The sequence below is a fragment of the Sulfitobacter sediminis genome (assembly GCF_040811725.1).
Lineage (GTDB): Bacteria > Pseudomonadota > Alphaproteobacteria > Rhodobacterales > Rhodobacteraceae > Sulfitobacter > Sulfitobacter sediminis.
On the sequence record NZ_JBFNXX010000005.1, the window covers coordinates 77787 to 95495 of the forward strand.

Consider the following 17709-nt stretch of genomic DNA (forward strand, 5'->3'; position numbering starts at 1 on the left):
GCAAAACCGATTTGGCGGAGACAAATCAATAAATCGCGTGCGCGCTTTGCGCGCTCAATCTGCCAGTGCCGCCGCGCAGAACGCCCGGATCAACGCGGCGTCCTTGACGCCGGGCGTGGACTCCACGGCCGAAGCCACATCGACCTGCCGCGCGCCCGTCATGGCGATGCCTTCGCCCACGTTCTCAGCCGTCAGGCCGCCCGCCAGCATCCACGGCACGGGCCAGCGCCGTCCGGCGATCAGCCGCCAGTCGAAGGCAAGGCCGTTTCCGCCGGGCAGCACCGCATCTTTCGGCGGCTTGGCGTCGACCAGTATCTGATCGGCGACCTTCAAGTAGGCGTCAAGTTTCTGCAGGTCATCGGCGTCCGCCACGCCCACCGCCTTCATCACCGGCAGGCCGTGCCGTGCCTTGATCTCGGTCACCCGCGCGGGCGTTTCACTGCCGTGAAGCTGGATCATATCGATGGGCAGGCGGGCCAGAAGCGCGTCCAGCGCTGCGTCGGTCGGGTCAACCACGAGGGCCACCTTGCAGATGCCCTCGGGCACCTCCGCGGCCAGTGCGGCCGCGTCTTCCACGCTGACCGAGCGTGGGGACCTGGCAAAGAAGTTGAAGCCGACGTAGCGCGCCCCCGCCTCAACAGCGGCCGCGATATCGGCAGGCGTCTTCACGCCGCAAATCTTCACGTTGACGTTCGAAGGCATGGCCTGCCTTAGCCGGCCTCGTCGAGAAGCGCCAGCACTTCGTCCTTGCCCTGGTGCTTTTCGCCCTTCAGGCGGGCAACCTCGCGCTCCAGCCTGCGGGTCTCGCGCGCCAGACGCGCCTTCTCCGCGCGTTCACCGTATTCGCGGATCCATTCCCAGATGAAGCCGACCAGAAGGCCCGCGACGATGCTGCCAAGGATGACAAGGAACAGCGGCAGGTCGATAGACGGGTTGACCGCGAACCAGCCCGCCACCTCGGAGGGCAGAACCTGCAGCGTCACCATCGCGCGGTTGGCCAGCGCGACAGAGATCAGCGCCAGTGCGAAAATGGCGATACAAAAATAGCGAACATAGCGCATCAGCTTTTCCCGTTCAGCCTGTCCCGAAGCAACTTGCCGGTCTTGAAGAACGGCACGTGCTTTTCCTCGACATGAACGGTTTCACCCGTCCGCGGGTTCCGTCCGACCCGGGCATCGCGTTTCTTGACCGAAAAGGCCCCGAAGCCGCGCAGCTCGACCCGATTGCCCCCGGCCATCGCACCGGTGATCTCGTCGAAGATGGTGTTGACGATCCGCTCGACATCTCGCTGGTAGAGGTGCGGATTTTCATCCGCTATCTTCTGGATGAGTTCTGACCGGATCATTGTGCTATCCCCCCGCGAGATATATTTTTGGTTGTCCGCGCCAAACTATAGGAAAAATCCGCGCATTCGGGAAGCCGGTCCGTTCATCACAGAAGGGTTTTTTGGGGCAGAACATCCTGTTTTTGGTGAAGTTTTTGCAAGCTGCCTCCTGCGTTGGCAAAGGCTGACGTGCAAATGGCCCCCTCAGTTGCCGAAAGGTCAGAGCGATTCGTCGTGGTGCCGGGCCGCGGAAGGGGGACGCTGGCCCGTGCCTGATCGCGCAGGCTGACAATTTCGTGTGGGCTCTGGTCCGGCGCGGAAAGCTGTCCCAGATTGGGGGGAAAGACATCATTCCCAGACGAAGGAGACCCCCATGTCCGTTTCCCGCCGTTCGTTCCTGGCCGCCCTGACAGTCATTGCCGCGGCGCCGTTCCTTGCGGGCAAGGCCCGGGCGCAGACCCCACAGGTCTATGCCGAGGGGGGTGTCGCCGTCGATGGCACGGACGTGGTGGCCTATTTCACCGAAGGCAGGCCCATCGCGGGCGATCCCGCTATCACCCACGACTGGCGCGGAGCGACATGGCGTTTCGCGAGCGCGGCCAACCGCGATGCCTTTGCCGCTGACCCGGACCGCTACGCCCCGCAATACGGCGGCTATTGTGCCTGGGCGGTCAGCAACGGCTACACAGCCTCGACCGTGCCGGAAGCCTGGCGGATCGTCGATGGCAAGCTGTACCTGAACTACTCCAAACGTGTGCAGCGCCGGTGGGAAAAGGACATCACCGGCAGGATCGCGGCGGGGGACAGGAACTGGCCTGAGGTGCTGAACTGAGGCGAGCGAGTGGGGCTTTTGTGCCCTCGGCTGAGCGATCGCCCATGACCTATTCCACCTAGCAAAAGCGCCATCCCTTGACAAAGGACCATCTGATCGCCGGACCGCCCCTGACTTCCTGATCCACATCAGGGTAACATCGGTGTGGCCTGTGGTACGGTATGCGAAAGGAATTCAGGGGGCACGCAGTGTACAATTCGAGCGTCCGCAGCAGTATCAATGGGGTTCTGTCCCTGCTCGGGCAAGCCCGCGCGACCTGGGCGGAGCAACGCTGATGCGGATTGCGGCCATATCATCCTACGTGATCACCGGCATCGTCAGCATCGTGATGGGCGCGATCTATCTGTTCTCGCCTGAATTCATGCCCTACCACGTCGACGCACTTGGCCGTGCCTGGGAGGAGCTGCCAGACAGTGAACGGGTTCTCTTCGGCGCGTTGCTCGACGTTGCCGGAGCGGGCTGGATTGCGCTCGGTGTTGCGGTGATTGTCCTCGTGGTCATTCCCTTGCGTCGCGGGGAACTCTGGGCGCGGATTCTGGTGCCGGTCCTGCTGGTCCTGTTCTACGTCCCTACCCTTGTTGCGACACTCACCGTCCTGACCCAGACACCAGGCAGCCCGCCCTGGTACGGCAACGCCTTCGCGCTGCTGGCAACGGCAGCAGGTGTTGCGCTGGACCGGCCATGGCGTCGGGACGACCGGGCACGGGCCTGAGAGAACCAGATCGCGTAGGGACCTTTCACAAGGAGCCCCGAAAAGAAAAGGCCCCGCGCCATGCAGCGCGGGGCCCTCCTGACCTGTCTGACAGGCAGATTTACTTTTCGTCACCCTTGAGCGCGGCACCCAGGATATCCCCCAGAGATGCACCGGAGTCAGACGAGCCATACTGCTCGACCGCTTCCTTCTCTTCGGCGATTTCGCGGGCCTTGATGGACACGCCCAGACGGTGCGCCTTGGCGTCCACGTTGGTCACGCGCACGTCGACCTTGTCACCGACCGAGAAACGCTCGGGGCGCTGTTCGGCACGGTCACGCGACAGATCGGAGCGGCGGATGAAGGACTTCATGCCTTCGTATTCCACCTCAATGCCGCCGTCCTCGATCGAGGTCACGGTCACGGTGATGATCGAGCCGCGCTTCACGCCGCCGGTTGCCTCGGCGAACTTGTCGCCGCCCACACCCTTGATGGAGAGCGAGATGCGCTCCTTCTCGACGTCGACCTCGGAGACGACGGCCTGAACCACGTCGCCCTTGCGGTAGTTCTGGATCGCATCCTCGCCCCGCTCGTCCCAGCTGAGATCGGACAGGTGCACCATGCCGTCGATATCGCCCGGCAGGCCGATGAACAGACCGAATTCGGTGATGTTCTTGACCTCGCCCTCGACCTCGGTGCCCTCGGGGTGCGTCTCGGCAAAGACTTCCCACGGGTTGCGCATGGTCTGCTTGAGGCCCAGGGACACGCGGCGCTTGGCCTGGTCGATTTCCAGCACCATGACTTCCACTTCCTGGGAGGTGGAGACGATCTTGCCGGGGTGCACGTTCTTCTTGGTCCAGGACATTTCGGAGACGTGGACCAGACCTTCGACACCGGGCTCCAGCTCAACAAAGGCACCGTAGTCGGTGATGTTGGTCACGCGGCCGGTGTGGACGGATTCCAGCGGATACTTCGCGGCCACCAGATCCCACGGATCTTCCTGCAGCTGCTTCATGCCGAGGCTGATGCGGTGGGTGTCCTTGTTGATCTTGATCACCTGTACCTTGATCGTCTCACCGATGGAGAGGATCTCGGAGGGGTGGTTCACGCGGCGCCAGGCCATGTCGGTGACGTGCAGCAGGCCGTCGACGCCACCCAGATCAACGAAGGCACCGTATTCGGTGATGTTCTTGACCACGCCGTCCACGGTCTGGCCTTCGGTCAGGTTGCCGATGACCTCGGCGCGCTGCTCGGCGCGGGATTCCTCGAGGATCGCACGGCGCGACACCACGATGTTGCCCCGGCGGCGGTCCATCTTGAGGATCTGGAAGGGCTGCTTGAGACCCATCAGCGGGCCTGCATCGCGCACGGGGCGCACATCCACCTGGGAGCCGGGCAGGAAGGCCACGGCACCGCCCAGATCGACGGTGAAACCGCCCTTGACGCGGCCAAAGATCGCGCCTTCGACACGGTCTTCTGCCGCGTAGGCCTTCTCCAGACGGTCCCATGCCTCTTCGCGGCGGGCCATTTCGCGGGAGATGACGGCTTCACCGCGGGCGTTTTCGACCTGACGCAGGAAAACTTCGACTTCGTCGCCGACCGCGATCTTGGGCGCTTCGCCCGGATCGGCAAATTCTTTCAGCTCGACGCGGCCTTCCATCTTGTAGCCGACGTCGATGATGGCCTGGCCCGCTTCTATCGCGATGACCTTGCCCTTGACGACGTTGCCCTCTTCGGGCGTGTCCATTTCGAAGCTTTCTTCGAGGAGCGCTTCAAACTCATCCATCATGTTTGCCATATGGCGTTTGCTATCCTTATCAACTGTTTCTGGCCGCGCGGTTGTCTCCGCCGGTCTGGGGGGTGAATTGGTCCGCAAGTTGGCCCTTGTAACGCAAAAGAAAGAGGGCCGGTTGGAACCGACCCTGCCCTAGTCTACGTCGCAAGGCTTGTTTCCGCCCTTTGGACAGGGCGCGTATAGGACACTTTACTCAGTGCTGCAAGGGGCTGCACGTCCGCCAGATATGTCGCGCAAAGTGCCGCCGACTTATCGGCGGCGAAAAGGCGCCAGAACAACGGTCCGGTCAATCCCGTCACGCCACAAACCGACGTGGATGAGAAATGCGAGAGGCGTGTCCCTGACCCCAGCGCCGACTCCAGGTCAGATCAGCCCTCTTCCGTCGGGCCGCCCGCCTCTTTCCAGGCATTGAAGCCACCGATGTTCGTGACATTGGTGTAGCCCATGTCCTTGAGCGTCTTGCCCGACAGCGCCGCCTGCCCGCCTGCACCGCAGATCAGGTAAAGCGGTGCGTCCTTCTTGAACACCGGATTGTAGAAGTTCTCCATGTTCGGATCGGCGCGAAACTCGATCATTCCGCGCGGGATACGATGCGCGCCCGCGATGGTGCCGCTCTTCTCGATGTCGGAGGTGTCGCGCACGTCAATAAAGGCCCCTTCGCCCGCCGCATGTCTGGCTATGGCGTCGGTGGCGTCCATCTTCGGGACGACAGCATTGGCCTCTTCGAGGAAATCCTTGGCAGTTTTCATGGCGACATTCCTTTCATTCTGCACCCCGTCGCGCGGGGCATTAATTGTCAGGTAGTACGCCGCGCCGCGGCCGCCAGTTCCCTCGGAAGGGATTTTCCCGAACCATGCGCATTGTGTCGGTGAGATCGCTTGGACACCGCACTGGCGTTCAGTTAAGCGCAGTGCGCTTCGCCTCGATCAATGCCACGGCGGCCGCGACTGCGTCCTCGATGTCCATGTCAGAGGTATCAAGCGTAACCGCGTCAACCGCCGGCCGGAGTGGCGCATCCGCCCGGCCCATGTCACGCGCGTCACGCGCCTGCACATCGGCCAGCACCTCTTCGAAGGTGGTCTCGATCCCCTTTTCCGATAGCTCCGCGAACCGCCGCCGCGCGCGGACCACTGCATCGGCGATCACGAAAAGCTTCACCTGCGCGTCGGGGCAGATCACCGTGCCGATGTCGCGCCCGTCCAGCACCGCGCCGCCCGACCGCGCGGCAAAGCTGCGCTGGAAATCCTTGAGTGCAGCGCGTACTTCGGGCAGGGCCGCGACCTTGCTTGCTTCCTGTGCAATGGCCGGGGTGCGCAGCGCATCGCCATCGAGGTCCCCGGGCCTGAGCGCACGGGCAGCGGCGACCGGGTCCATGCCCTCCAGCACCTTGGCCCCCACCGCGCGGTAAAGCAGCCCGGTGTCGAGATGCGCAAAGCCGAACCGCGCCGCAACGGCCCTCGAGATCGTCCCCTTGCCGCTGGCCGCCGGTCCATCGATGGCCACGGTAAAGCCCCTGGTTGTCATGCCTCTGCCCTCATGCTGATCCGACGGTAACCCCAGGTAGCAAGGATCACCATGGCTGAAAGGGCAAGGCAAGACCACTTGACCCTCGTGAAAAAGCTTGCGGCGGCGACGGTCGCGTCGTCCACCGCTGGTCCGGCGCGCAGCATCATGGCCACACGTGCGTTCTCTCCCAGGTCCGCCCAGAGGTAGGCAACCGGCGCAAGGCCAAGGACAAGCCGCAGCGGCAACGGGAGACCCCGCGTCCCAAGCCAGATCGCCCCGAGGAAGGTCAGCGCCAGAAGCACCGGAAAGATCGTATCGAGCTGCCGGAAAAGCCCGAGGTAGGTTTCGATACTTCCGGCTTCGGCCAGCGCGGCCAGATAGAGACGCGCCTCGTCACCCGTATAGCCCGTCAGCCGGCTGTCGAAGGGGTCCATACCGTCCGGCTGCAGATGCCGATCCGTCAGGATGCCAAGCGCCACGAAGAGCACGGCAGCCCCCAGCGCCGCCGCCGTCGTCGCCTTCCCCGTCGCGGTCACGCGCCCGCGCGCGCGATCCGCGCGCCAAGCCCCTGCATCAACGGCTCGAAGATCGGGAAGGACGTGGCAATCGGCCCGCCGTCATCCACGCGCACAGACTCCTGGCTGGCCATGCCGAGGATCAGAAAGGACATGGCGATCCGGTGGTCGAGGTGGCTCGCGACGAGCGCCCCGCCCGGCACATTGCCATGGCCCTTTCCGGTGACGGTCCACCAGTCCGGCCCGTCCTCCACGTCGATCCCGTTGGCGCGCAGGCCCGTGGCCATGGCCTCGATCCGGTCGCTTTCCTTGACGCGCAATTCCTTCACGCCGCGCATCACCGTCAGGCCTTCAGCAAAGGCCGCAACGACCGAGAGCACCGGGTATTCGTCGATCATTGAGGCCGCGCGTTCGGGTGGCACCTCGATGCCCTTGAGGTTCGGCGAAAAACGCGCGCGCAGGTCCGCGACCGGTTCTCCCCCTTCTTCGCGCTCATTCTCGTAGGTAAGGTCCGCACCCATCTCGCGCAGCGTGGTGAAAAGACCCGCGCGCGTCGGGTTCAGCCCGATGCCCGGCACCAAAACATCCGATCCCGGCACGACGAGTGCCGCACAGACAGGAAAGGCGGCCGAGGACGTGTCACGCGGCACCTCGATGTGCTGGGGGCACAACTCCGGCTGACCGGTGAGCGTGATCACCCGGCCCTCGTCCTTCTCCTCCACGGTTATTTCCGCCCCGAACCCCGCGAGCATCCGCTCGGTGTGATCGCGCGTGGCCTCCGCCTCGATCACCACGGTCTTGCCCGGCGCGTTGAGACCTGCCAACAGCACCGCCGATTTCACCTGCGCCGAAGGCACCGGCACGGTGTAGCGCACCGGCACCGGTTCCCGCGCGCCCACCAGCGTCATCGGCAGCCGCCCGCCGCTGCGCCCCACCGCGGCACAGCCAAAAAGCGCCAGCGGGTCCGTCACCCGCGCCATGGGCCGCCCGTTCAGACTCGCGTCGCCTGTAAACGTGGCCGTGATAGGCGATGTCGCCATGGCCCCCATGATCAGCCGCACACCGGTGCCCGAGTTGCCGCAGTCGATCACCTGGCTGGGCTCGGCGAACCCGCCCACGCCCACGCCCTGCACCGACCAGCGCCCGCCGCCGTGCTCCGTCACCTCCGCCCCAAAGGCGCGCATCGCCTTGGCGGTATCGAGCACGTCCTGCCCTTCCAGCAGACCTTCAATCGTCGTTTCACCGACGCTTAGCGCCCCCAGGATCAGAGAGCGGTGCGAGATCGACTTGTCCCCCGGCACCTCGGCTGTTCCGGTTAGCGGCCCGCAGGCCGAGGATGTCATTGGAATGGGATCACCGTGCCCCGACATGTTAGCGCCCTCATTTGGTTTCAGCGCGTTCTAGCCCAGCCGCAAGGCACCGTCCATGCCAAGGCGCACCACAATCCCTCTCTTTCTGGCTCGATAAGGTCCCGGAGCGCGAGGCAGCGCCTCGCACTGATTTTCCTGCGGAAAATCAATAAAATCGCGTGCGGGCGTCAGCCCGCTCAGTTTTGGTCAAGCCGCCGGAACGTCAGGTAATGCGGTTTGCGCCCCTCGCGCAGCGCCTTTTGCTCGTAGCGCGTGGACAGCCAGTCGTCCCAGGGTTCGCGCCAGTCGGCAGGCCGCTCGGCCAGCCATTCGAAGCCGAAGCGCGGCACCTTCTCCAGCGTCTGGCGTACGTAATCCTCGATATCCGTGGCCACCCGAAAGATCGCGCCGGGCCGCATCACGCGGGCGAGCGGTACGAGATGTTCTTCGGTCACGAAGCGGCGGCGGTGGTGGCGGGTCTTGGGCCAGGGATCGGGGTAGAGCAGGAAGGCGCGCGCGATGGAGGCCTCGGGCAGCACGTCGAAAAGGTCGCGCGCGTCGCCAGGATAGACGGCAAGATTGTCGACCCCTGCGCTGCGGATCTTGCCCAGCAGCATCGCGACACCGTTGATGTAGGGCTCGCAGCCGATGATGCCCACGCCCGGGTTCTCGCGCGCCTGGTGCACCATGTGCTCGCCACCGCCGAACCCCACCTCCAGCCAGACAGGCCGTCCACCGAAAAGTATGTCGAGGTCGAGCGGGGTGCGCCCGGGATTGTCTTCCCAGCTGACCGGCCCCGGCGACAGCGCGGCGAGGTCCTCATCAAGGTAGCGTTTCTGCGCGGGTTTCAGGGCCTTGCCCTTGAGGCGGCCATAGAAATTGCGGCGGGGGCGTTTCGGCGTGTTCATGCGGCGGGCTTTAGCGCGGGCACCGCATGGCTGCAATGCTTCGGGATTAAATCCCGCTTAAGGGCCCTGCGCTAATCTCGCCCGGTACCTGCCACGGAGCCCCTCATGCCTGCCACCTTCTCCAGCCCCGCCACGCGCATGCCGCACCCCTCCGGGCTTTCGCCCCTGCCGGTGCTGATCCTCGATGACGAAAGGTTCGACCGGCACCGGCTGGCAAGGCTTTGCTCGGGCCTGCGTTTCCCCTGCGCGGTCAGCAATACAAAGACGCTCGGGGAATTCGCCGCACATCTCGAACGGGACAGCTACCGGCTGATCCTCGTCGATTATGCCCTGCCCGATGGCACCGGTCTTGACGCGCTCGACATGGTGCGGCTGAGCGCGCGCAACCTCAATGCCGCGACGCTCATGGTCTCGGGTCAGGCGGCGGCACAGCTGACCGAAAGGGCGGTTTCGATCGGTTGTTCAGGTCATCTGGCCAAGGACGACCTTTCGCCCGCCAGTTTCGCCGCTGCGGTGGAGCGCGCGCTTGCCACCGCGACGCCCCCCGCCGAGGCCCCCAAGGCAGAGTACCCGGCCGAAGATGTCGAACGGCTGCTGGCGCGTTGCGCAACCCGCTGCGCGCGCGACGTCAAGCCGATGATCAGCCGGATGATGCGGCAGATGCGCGACCTGCGCGCCACCGGCGGTGCCCCGCAGGCGCTGGACGCGCTTGAGCAGAACTGCATTAGCCTCTGGGCCTTCCTGATCGAGATGGAGCGCGAGGACGGCGCACAGCTTCTGGCCGAATTGACCGGCGACAGGGCGAAGGTGCAAAGCCTGCCGCCCAAGCCCGCGCGCCCGCCGTCCCCTTTCGGGCGCCGGACGCACTGAGGAATTACCCAAACATGATGAGCTGTTTGAAACGCAAAGCCGTGCAACCGTCCTCAGACGGTCTCCTTAATCGCTGCGTTTACCTTCTTCTCGATCTCCAGCAACCATGTCAGGATTTGGTTGGCATGCGCTCGCGCCTCTGTCGCCCTATCCTTTAGCGCGCGCAAGCGTGCGATCGTTTCTTTCTTTTTCTGAAGGTTCGCTCTCAGAGCCATCTTCGTAAGGCGCTCTGTTTCCTCTATCAGTTTCTTGTGCCTCACCACATCATTTTTACAGCGACCAAAGAATGCAAGGAAGATCGGATTTGCGTATTCCTCCTTGCATCGCGCAAAGAGATCATCTCCGGGTTTTGTCTTTTTCAGCGCCTTCAATTCCTTCAGATACAAGCTTTGTTTATTCGCGTCTTCTTGTTCAGCATACTCCGCAAGTTTGGCATATTTCGCCAGATTGAAATCCTGAAGGGCAATCTCGGCCTGATAGTGCGCTTTGGCCTTATCAAGGTATGTCTTGCCCTTCAAAAGTTGTGCTTTCGGAGTAGAGGGCAGCTTGAACACCTTGCCCGGCAGGATCAGATTTGGATTTGGGCATTCCGTCCGAAGCTTGGCATTGTACTTTGCGTTGTATATCGCCTTCCGGGCATTTCCAGGAAAGCCATGCTTCTTCACTATCGACGTTAGATTCTCGCCTTTTTTGATCTTGTGTTCAATAATGGGTAAAAACACAGGGTATTACCTCGCTATCATTCAAATAATTGAATGGCGAAAAATTATCAGAATACGCGTGAATTGTCACAGAGTTTTCGCTGAGCGCGATTATCGCCTGCCAATAACCCTGTGCCGGAATACGGGCGTTCAGTCCGTCAGAACCCCCGCTGCCATCAGCACGCTACGGTAGGGAAACCAGAGCGTCGTATCCGGCTTGCGGATCGTGCGGATGGCGAATTCCGGATCCACTCCGCGCGAAACCATATAGGCGAGCCGGTTGTAGGTCTCGGTCTGGGTGTCCTCGTACATCCATTCGGCAAAGTCGAAAGGCGTCTCCCAGCCAAAGCCTTCGCGGTTCTCGTTATAATAATTCTCCACCGCCTCGGCGTCCCATGACAACTGGTGAAACCCGATGCGTGCACCGCGCGCCATGGTGCGTTTCGCCCCACCCAGGAACACCGGCACGCAGGAGCTTTGGCAGGTTTCCTCAACGTGGGTATCGAGTTCGAAGTCGATCACCAGCGCGGCCAGTTCCATCGAAGGGTAATGCCCGCCGCCCGTCGAGTTGATTTCCAGCACCCGGATGTCCGGGTTGGCGCGCAGCACGTCGCGCATCTGCTCGACGTCGTCGCCCGAAATATCCGCGGGCTCCCCGTCGACAAGGGCAATGGTGTCGAAGATAAGCCTCTCACCGCTGACGGAGAACCGTTCGGCTAGTGCCGCGCCCGGCAGGGCGAGGCAGAGCAGGGCCGGGGCAAGCCGCCGTATCCACGCCGCCCCACCCCGGATCATCACTCAGCCCCCGGCGCGCAGCGCGTCGGCAAGGTCGGTCTTTTCCCAGGAAAAGCCGCCGTCGGCCTCGGGTGCCCGGCCGAAATGACCGTAGGCAGCGGTGCGCTGGTAGATCGGTTTGTTCAGCTCGAGGTGTTCGCGGATCCCGCGCGGTGTCAGGCTCATCGCCTTGCGGATCGCACGTTCGACCTCCGCATCGTCGCATTCGCCGGTCCCGAAGGTGTCGCAGTAGATCGACAGCGGCTCGCTCACACCGATGGCGTAAGACAGTTGAATGAGGCAGCGCTTGGCCATGCCCGCCGCCACCACGTTCTTGGCCAAGTAGCGCGCGGCATAGGCGGCCGAGCGGTCCACCTTTGTCGGGTCCTTGCCCGAGAACGCACCGCCGCCGTGGGGGGCGGCGCCGCCGTAGGTGTCGACGATGATCTTGCGGCCCGTCAGACCCGCGTCCCCGTCCGGGCCGCCGATCACGAAAGTACCGGTGGGGTTCACGTGCCAGACGGTTTCGTCGGTAATCCAGCCCGACGGCAGCACCTCGCGGATATAGGGCTCGACGATGGCGCGGATGTCGTCGCTGCTCTGGGCCTCGCTCTCGTGCTGGGTCGAAAGGACAATGGAGGTGACGCCCACGGGTCTGCCGCCCTTGTAGAGCACCGACAGCTGGCTTTTCGCATCGGGGCGCAGGGTGGGCTCTGTCCCGTCCTTCCGCACCTCGGCCAGCCGCCGCAGGATCGCGTGGGCATAGTGAATGGGGGCCGGCATCAGCTGCTCGGTCTCGTCGGTGGCATAGCCGAACATGATGCCCTGATCGCCTGCGCCCTCGTCCTTATTCGCGGCCGCATTCACGCCCTGTGCGATATGGGCGGATTGCTCGTGCAGAAGGTTCGTGATCTCGCAGGTGGCATGGTGGAACTTGTCCTGCTCGTAGCCGATATCCTTGATGCAGGCGCGCGCGATGTCCTCGATGCGGTCCATGTATTCGGCAAGCTTGGCCTGATCGCTCAGCCCGACCTCGCCGCCGATCACCACGCGGTTCGTGGTGGCAAAGGTTTCCGCCGCCACCCGCGCCTCGGGCTCCTCGCTGAGAAACGTGTCAAGGATCGCGTCCGAGATGCGGTCGCACACCTTGTCGGGATGCCCTTCCGAGACGGACTCGGAGGTGAAAACGTAATTCTGTCGGGACATATCTGCTCCAATAATGTGACGTGCCACGTCAGGAAGCCGTTGTGGCACCGATGCGCTCTGGCTTACCCAGAGCCTTGGGGGCGGTCAATCGCTAAACCCGAAGAGCCCTTCGCGCATCCTGATTGCCGCGAAAGCGAGTCCCGCAAGCAACAGCAGCGCGAAAGGCAGATCGCCAGTGCGGCTGTAGAACGTGGGCGCAAGGGGCGCCGGAAGGGCTGCATCGACGAAGCCTGCTGTGTTGAGCGGCAGCGATGCCGTTATCCGTCCATATGGGTCGATCATCGCCGAAATACCAGTGTTGGCCGACCGCGCGAGCGGCAGACCCTGTTCGATGGCGCGCATCCGCGCCTGGGCGAGGTGCTGCCGCGGTCCCGCGCCCTTGCCGAACCAGGCATCGTTGGTGATCTGGATCAGGAAATCGGGGCGTTCGGGCGCGGCATTCACGTCATGGGGAAAGACCGCCTCATAGCAGATGAGCGGCAGCGCGCGGCCCAGCGGGCCAAGTTCCAGCAGCTTGGGGCCCGGACCCGCCGCATAACCTGCGGGGATGGTCTGTGCCAGGCCGAAGACGCCAAGGCGGGCGGCGAGGTTCGCGAATGGAATGTATTCGCCGAAAGGGACGAGGTGGTGCTTGTCGTAAACCTGCGCCACCGCGCCGTCCGCGGCGAGGACCACCATGGAGTTGTGAAAGCGCTCACCATCGGCGCGCTGAACGCCAAGAGCAACGGTCGCATCGCCACCTGCCCCCGCGATTTCGCGCAGGGCGGTACCCGCGTAGTCGAGTTGCCAGGGGATCGCGGTCTCGGACCATAGGATCAGGTCGGGCGCGGGGTTTCCGGCCTCCGGCGGGGCGGCGGTGAAACCGAGCTGGCGGTCGAAGAAAACGGGGATTTTCTCGGGGTCCCATTTGTCGCGCTGTGCGGCGTTGGGCTGCACAAGACGGACGACATTGTCCGTCAAGGGGGCCGCGGGCACCATGGGCGGCAGCACGAAGGCGCCGAGACCGAAGAGGATCACGCCGTATTGCATCACCCGCTGCGGCGCGCTGCGCGCCGGGAAACCGAGCGCTACGGCGATTGCCACAATCGCGGCATTCAGCGCGTAGGGCCCGATCCAGGCGAGCGTTTGCCCACCCAGCAAATCCACCAACGCCTGCGCGGGCATGGCCCAGGGAAAGCCGGTGAAGACATAGGCGCGCATCAGCTCGGCGGCGGGCAGGCAGAGGATCAGCGGCCAAGCACGGCTGGGTGCCAGCATCCGCGCGGCACCGAAGGCCGCGCCCCAGAAAAGCGCCAGGCCTGCGGCCATGAAGGCGATGGCGAAAGGGGCCATCCATGCGTGGCGCGCGACATCAACCATGAAGGGCGAGACGATCCACTGCAGCGCATGGGCGAAATACCCCGCCCCCAGCGCCCAGCCGAAAAGCGCCGCCATCCGCGGGGTGTCGGCGGAGCGGTAGACATAGACCGCGCCCACAAGCGCGGCCGCCAGGATCAGGGGCTGGTCGTAGGGGGCCTGCCCGAACGCGGCAAGCGCGCCCAGCGCGCCGCCCAGTCCGAAAAGCCGCCAGCCCGCCCGGTTTCGGATCACCCGCTGGCCCCGGTGGTCCGCACGCGCAGCCGCTTGATCCGGCGCGGATCGGCATCGATCACCTCGAACTCCGGCCCGTCAGGATGCAGCACCACCTCGCCCCGTGCAGGCACACGACCCGAGAGCATGAACACCAGACCGCCCAGCGTGTCGATCTCTTCCTCGTCCACGTCGTCGTGGTCGGTCAGGGAATGGCCGATCTCGGCCTCGAAATCCTCGAGCGGGGTCTTGGCAAGCGCGATATAGGTGCCCGGTTTCTCGACCGTCCAGTAGGTGCCTTCGTCGACGTCGTGTTCGTCCTCGATCTCGCCGATCACCTGTTCGATCAGGTCCTCGATGGTCACGAGGCCATCGACCCCGCCGTATTCGTCGATCACCAGCGCCATGTGCCGCCGTTCCGCCTGCATCTTGGTCAGGAGCACCCCGATGCTCATCGAGGGGGGCACGAAAAGCAGCGGGCGCAGCATGCCCTGCAGATCGAAATTCCTGGGCTTGCCGTTGAAGCCGTATTGCAGGGCAAGGTCCTTGAGGTGCGCCATGCCCACCGGGGTATCAAGCGTGCCGTCGTAGACCGGCAGCCGGGTCAGCCCGCTTTCCTTGAAAACATCGACCAGTTCGTCGAGGTCCGCGGTGACCGGCACGGCGATGATATCGGCCTTGGGGATCGCCACGTCATCCACCCGCATGCGGCGCAGGTTCATCATGCCGCGCGCGCTCAGGCGGTCCACGGGGGGCGGCGTATTCTCGTCGGGGCTTTCGGTTTCCGAGGGGCTGAGCGCCTCGATCACGCGAGAGAAGAATCCGCCTGTCCTGGCCGCGTTTTCTTCCTGCTGTTCACTGTCCTCATCCGGATGCGCGCGTTGCGCCGCGTCAGATGATCCGTCCTTGTCGTCCATTTGGTCCTGATGCAAATAACGGCGACCGTATCGCCTAATCTTCCCTATATGGGTCATCGAGACCCATTTTGCCAAGTATTTTGCGCTCAAGCCCCTCCATCAGGGCGGCATCCGGCTCAGTCTCGTGGTCGTAACCCAGAAGATGCAGCGTGCCGTGCACGATGAGATGGGTGACGTGGTGGGCCATCTCCTTGCCCGCCGCGCCTGCCTCGGCAGCGCAGGTGTCATAGGCGATGGCGATGTCACCGAGTTCGATCATGCCGTCAGGGCCGGGTTCGGCAGGTTGCGGGTCCGCCCCGGGGCGCGTCGCTGCGCGCTCTTCGCTGGGCCAGCTCAGGACGTTGGTGGGCTTTGCCTTGTCCCGGAAATCGGCGTTGAGCGCGGCGATGCGCCTGTCGTCGCAGGCGAGCAGGCTGATCTCGGCGGTCGCGGAGTCGAGGCCCAGGACATTCAGTGTGGCTGTCACCGCATCGACTGCCAGCGTTTCGATATCGAGGCTTTCCCAACGTGCGTCTTCGATGGCGATGTCGAGCGTTTCCATATCGCAGTACATTTCGGGGGCGCTGCCCCCGGACCCCCGGGACTTTATCTGGCCAGAAAGAGGAGCAGGTCAGCCCTGCCCGCTGTCGGCCTCGTAGGCTTCGATGATGGCGGCGACAAGGGGGTGGCGGACCACATCCTTGGAGGTGAAGTAGTTGAAGCTGATCTTGGGAATGGATTTCAGCAGGCGTTCGGCGTCCGCCAGACCCGATGGCACGCCGCGCGGCAGGTCGATCTGGGTGCGGTCGCCCGTGATGACCATGCGGCTGCCCTCGCCGAGGCGGGTGAGGAACATCTTCATCTGCATGGAGGTGGCGTTCTGCGCCTCGTCCAGCACCACGAAGGCGCGGCTGAGCGTGCGGCCGCGCATGAAGGCGAGTGGCGCGATCTCGATCCGCTTTTCCTCGATCAGCTTGGCCAGTTGCTTGCCCGGCAAAAAGTCGTTGAGCGCGTCGTAGAGCGGCTGCATGTAGGGATCGACCTTGTCCTTCATGTCGCCGGGCAGATACCCCAGCTTCTCGCCCGCCTCGACCGCCGGACGGGAAAGGATGATCCGGTCCACGTGGCCGCCGATGAACATGCTCACCCCCACCGCGACGGCGAGATAGGTCTTGCCCGTGCCCGCCGGGCCGATGCCGAAGGCGAGTTCGTTGTCGAAGAGCGATTTCACATAGGCCTTCTGCGCTTCGGTGCGCGGCTCCACCCGTTTCTTGCGGGTGTGGATCTCGATCGTCTCGCCGATGGGCATTTCCATCTGGTCGCCCGCCCGCGCGCCCGTGTCGATCTCTGCCCCGCCCATGCGCAGGAGGCTGTCGACATCGGCCTGTTCGACCGCGCGTCCGCCTTCGAGCCGCGCGTAGAGCGTGTTGAGCACCCCTGCCGCCCGCGCGCTGGCCTCCGGCTCGCCCATCACGCTCAGGTGGTTCCCGCGCCGGACGATCTGAACCTCAAGCGCCTTCTCGATGGCTGCAAGATGCGCGTCATAGGCGCCGCAGAGGTCGATCAGCAGGCGGTTGTCCGGAAATTCGAGCACGACGGGTTCGGTCACGGGGGCGGCTGTCAACAGATCGCTTGGGGGCAAGGGAGGCTCCTTGTTCGGGGTGGGCTGGGACAGAGATAAGCGTTGCGGGGGCCGATGACACCCCCCTGATGTAAAACGGGCCGGGGTGCGCAACGCCCCGGCCCGTCTATGTCGTGTCTGGCAGGCAAGATCAGTTCGGATCGCGGATGTCGGAGCCGCCCTTGAAATCGCCGGCCGTGTAGGTCGGCGGGGCGACACCGGAGCAGACCGGTTTGCCGTATTTATCGAGCCGCTGGGACAGATAACCCTCCACACCGTCGTCGATGATCCAGTGATCGCAGCCGTTCGGATCGACCCAGATGCCGGCCTGAAGCTGGCTGAGATGCTTGCTGTCGAAACCGCGGTCGTGGGTCTTGTCGGCGGAGAAACCGCCGCCCATGGTTTCGAAATCGCCGCAGGCCGACAGACTAAGCGCCATGGCCGTGATGAGGAGATATTTTGCTTTGATCACGGTCTGTCCCCCTAGCGGATGCAGATGATTTCGACGCGGCGGTTCTTGGCCATGCCGGCGGCGGTGTTGTTGGCAGCGGCGGGCATCCGTTCGCCGTAACCGCGCACGTCAGAGATGCGCGCGCCGTTCTTGACCGCGATGGCGGCGACCGCGTTGGCGCGGTTGTAGCTGAGCTTCATGTTGTAGGCATCTGACGCACGGCTGTCGGTATGGCCTATGATGATATAGGAGACCGCCTGCGTTTCGCGGAAGAACTTGGCCAGACGCTCACGCGCCGCCTTGTGGATGCGGGCGCTGTTGCTGGCAAAGAACTGGTCGCTGTTCATCACGCCGCAGACGTTGCCGCGGCGGCAGACCGGGATGCCCTGGCGGTTAACATGCGGGGTCATGTAGCCCTCGGACCCGTCGTCCATCACCCAATGCTCGCAGCCATCGGGATCGACCCAGATGGTCGGGATGTACTGCCCCTTGTCACGCCCCTTCTGGGATGGGGTCTGCGCTTCGGAGATCGACGGCGCCAGAGTGAGCGGCAGCGCAAGGGCCGCCGCCAACGTCAGCCCGGCAAGGGCGCGGATCGCCTTGGAGAATGTATTCACCACAGCCGTTTTCCTTTTTCCTGTCCCCCAGGATGGCGCTGTTTGCCCTTGCAGGGGGCCGCCCATCCATATGCGGTAGGTTAG

21 protein-coding genes and 1 riboswitch are annotated in these 17709 nt (G+C 64.0%); of the genes, 3 read left to right on the forward strand and 18 right to left on the reverse strand.

Annotation, left to right across the window (positions count from 1 at the left end; genetic code table 11):
* Positions 1 to 54: 54 nt before the first annotated feature.
* From AB2B41_RS08185 to ihfB, 3 genes are read right to left on the reverse strand one after another with little or no spacing between them, the layout of a single operon-like run.
* The gene (locus AB2B41_RS08185) at positions 55 to 702 is read right to left on the reverse strand and encodes a phosphoribosylanthranilate isomerase (protein WP_367877285.1); all 648 of its coding nucleotides are present in this window, start codon (positions 700 to 702) and stop codon (positions 55 to 57) included.
* A gap of 8 nt (positions 703 to 710) precedes the next feature.
* Entirely contained in the window at positions 711 to 1061 is a 351-nt protein-coding gene (locus tag AB2B41_RS08190) for a lipopolysaccharide assembly protein LapA domain-containing protein (RefSeq protein ID WP_367877286.1), read from the reverse strand.
* On the reverse strand, positions 1061 to 1345 hold the full coding sequence (gene ihfB / locus AB2B41_RS08195; RefSeq protein WP_367877287.1) for an integration host factor subunit beta: 285 nt from the start codon (positions 1343 to 1345) through the stop codon (positions 1061 to 1063). Before ihfB ends, AB2B41_RS08190 begins: the two co-directional genes overlap by 1 nt.
* A gap of 352 nt (positions 1346 to 1697) precedes the next feature.
* On the opposite strand from ihfB, the gene AB2B41_RS08200 reads away from it, so the two are divergent.
* Both AB2B41_RS08200 and AB2B41_RS08205 read left to right on the forward strand, forming a co-directional pair.
* Complete coding sequence (locus AB2B41_RS08200) at positions 1698 to 2156, forward strand: YHS domain-containing (seleno)protein (protein WP_367877288.1); 459 nt, start codon at positions 1698 to 1700, stop codon at positions 2154 to 2156.
* A gap of 274 nt (positions 2157 to 2430) precedes the next feature.
* Complete coding sequence (locus AB2B41_RS08205; RefSeq protein WP_367877289.1) at positions 2431 to 2868, forward strand: hypothetical protein; 438 nt, start codon at positions 2431 to 2433, stop codon at positions 2866 to 2868.
* 100 nt (positions 2869 to 2968) lie between these two features.
* On the opposite strand, the gene rpsA is transcribed toward AB2B41_RS08205, so the two are convergent.
* The 6 genes from rpsA to trmB form a co-directional block, all read right to left on the reverse strand.
* On the reverse strand, positions 2969 to 4723 hold the full coding sequence (gene rpsA / locus AB2B41_RS08210; RefSeq protein WP_367877290.1) for a 30S ribosomal protein S1: 1755 nt from the start codon (positions 4721 to 4723) through the stop codon (positions 2969 to 2971).
* A 287-nt stretch (positions 4724 to 5010) separates the two neighbouring features.
* Entirely contained in the window at positions 5011 to 5391 is a 381-nt protein-coding gene (locus AB2B41_RS08215; RefSeq protein ID WP_367877291.1) for a rhodanese-like domain-containing protein, read from the reverse strand.
* A gap of 148 nt (positions 5392 to 5539) precedes the next feature.
* Positions 5540 to 6166: a (d)CMP kinase gene (locus AB2B41_RS08220; RefSeq protein ID WP_367877292.1), complete on the reverse strand. Its 627-nt coding sequence runs from the start codon at positions 6164 to 6166 to the stop codon at positions 5540 to 5542.
* A complete protein-coding gene (locus AB2B41_RS08225; protein WP_367877293.1) occupies positions 6163 to 6684 on the reverse strand; it encodes a hypothetical protein in 522 nt (173 codons plus the stop codon). Before AB2B41_RS08225 ends, AB2B41_RS08220 begins: the two co-directional genes overlap by 4 nt.
* Positions 6681 to 8033: a 3-phosphoshikimate 1-carboxyvinyltransferase gene (aroA, locus tag AB2B41_RS08230; RefSeq protein WP_367877294.1), complete on the reverse strand. Its 1353-nt coding sequence runs from the start codon at positions 8031 to 8033 to the stop codon at positions 6681 to 6683. Before aroA ends, AB2B41_RS08225 begins: the two co-directional genes overlap by 4 nt.
* Positions 8034 to 8209: 176 nt before the next feature.
* Positions 8210 to 8920 carry a tRNA (guanine(46)-N(7))-methyltransferase TrmB gene (gene trmB / locus AB2B41_RS08235; protein ID WP_367877295.1) on the reverse strand — a complete coding sequence of 237 codons (711 nt, stop codon included), beginning with the start codon at positions 8918 to 8920 and terminating at the stop codon, positions 8210 to 8212.
* 105 nt (positions 8921 to 9025) lie between these two features.
* Between trmB and AB2B41_RS08240 the strand changes: the two genes are divergently transcribed.
* Complete coding sequence (locus tag AB2B41_RS08240; protein ID WP_367877296.1) at positions 9026 to 9790, forward strand: response regulator; 765 nt, start codon at positions 9026 to 9028, stop codon at positions 9788 to 9790.
* Between the two features lie 53 nt (positions 9791 to 9843).
* Here the strand turns inward: AB2B41_RS08240 and AB2B41_RS08245 are convergent, their stop codons facing one another.
* From AB2B41_RS08245 to AB2B41_RS08285, 9 genes are all read right to left on the reverse strand, one after another.
* The gene (locus tag AB2B41_RS08245) at positions 9844 to 10512 is read right to left on the reverse strand and encodes a LysM peptidoglycan-binding domain-containing protein (RefSeq protein WP_367877297.1); all 669 of its coding nucleotides are present in this window, start codon (positions 10510 to 10512) and stop codon (positions 9844 to 9846) included.
* Between the two features lie 129 nt (positions 10513 to 10641).
* Positions 10642 to 11286 carry a COG3904 family protein gene (locus tag AB2B41_RS08250; protein ID WP_367877298.1) on the reverse strand — a complete coding sequence of 215 codons (645 nt, stop codon included), beginning with the start codon at positions 11284 to 11286 and terminating at the stop codon, positions 10642 to 10644.
* Positions 11287 to 11289: 3 nt separating this feature from the next.
* Positions 11290 to 12471 (reverse strand): methionine adenosyltransferase, encoded by a 1182-nt coding sequence (gene metK, locus AB2B41_RS08255; protein WP_367877299.1) that lies wholly within the window; start codon positions 12469 to 12471, stop codon positions 11290 to 11292.
* Positions 12472 to 12474: 3 nt separating this feature from the next.
* Positions 12475 to 12522: riboswitch (SAM-SAH riboswitch) on the reverse strand.
* 33 nt (positions 12523 to 12555) lie between these two features.
* Positions 12556 to 14061, reverse strand: a complete 1506-nt coding sequence (gene lnt, locus AB2B41_RS08260; protein WP_367877300.1) for an apolipoprotein N-acyltransferase — start codon at positions 14059 to 14061, stop codon at positions 12556 to 12558.
* Complete coding sequence (locus tag AB2B41_RS08265; protein WP_367877301.1) at positions 14058 to 14957, reverse strand: hemolysin family protein; 900 nt, start codon at positions 14955 to 14957, stop codon at positions 14058 to 14060. Before AB2B41_RS08265 ends, lnt begins: the two co-directional genes overlap by 4 nt.
* 34 nt (positions 14958 to 14991) lie before the next feature.
* Entirely contained in the window at positions 14992 to 15498 is a 507-nt protein-coding gene (gene ybeY, locus AB2B41_RS08270; protein WP_367877302.1) for an rRNA maturation RNase YbeY, read from the reverse strand.
* Positions 15499 to 15567: 69 nt separating this feature from the next.
* Complete coding sequence (locus tag AB2B41_RS08275; protein ID WP_367877303.1) at positions 15568 to 16545, reverse strand: PhoH family protein; 978 nt, start codon at positions 16543 to 16545, stop codon at positions 15568 to 15570.
* A 163-nt stretch (positions 16546 to 16708) separates the two neighbouring features.
* Entirely contained in the window at positions 16709 to 16996 is a 288-nt protein-coding gene (locus tag AB2B41_RS08280; RefSeq protein WP_367877521.1) for a hypothetical protein, read from the reverse strand.
* Positions 16997 to 17040: 44 nt separating this feature from the next.
* Positions 17041 to 17628, reverse strand: a complete 588-nt coding sequence (locus AB2B41_RS08285) for an OmpA family protein (RefSeq protein ID WP_367877304.1) — start codon at positions 17626 to 17628, stop codon at positions 17041 to 17043.
* Positions 17629 to 17709: the final 81 nt, after the last annotated feature.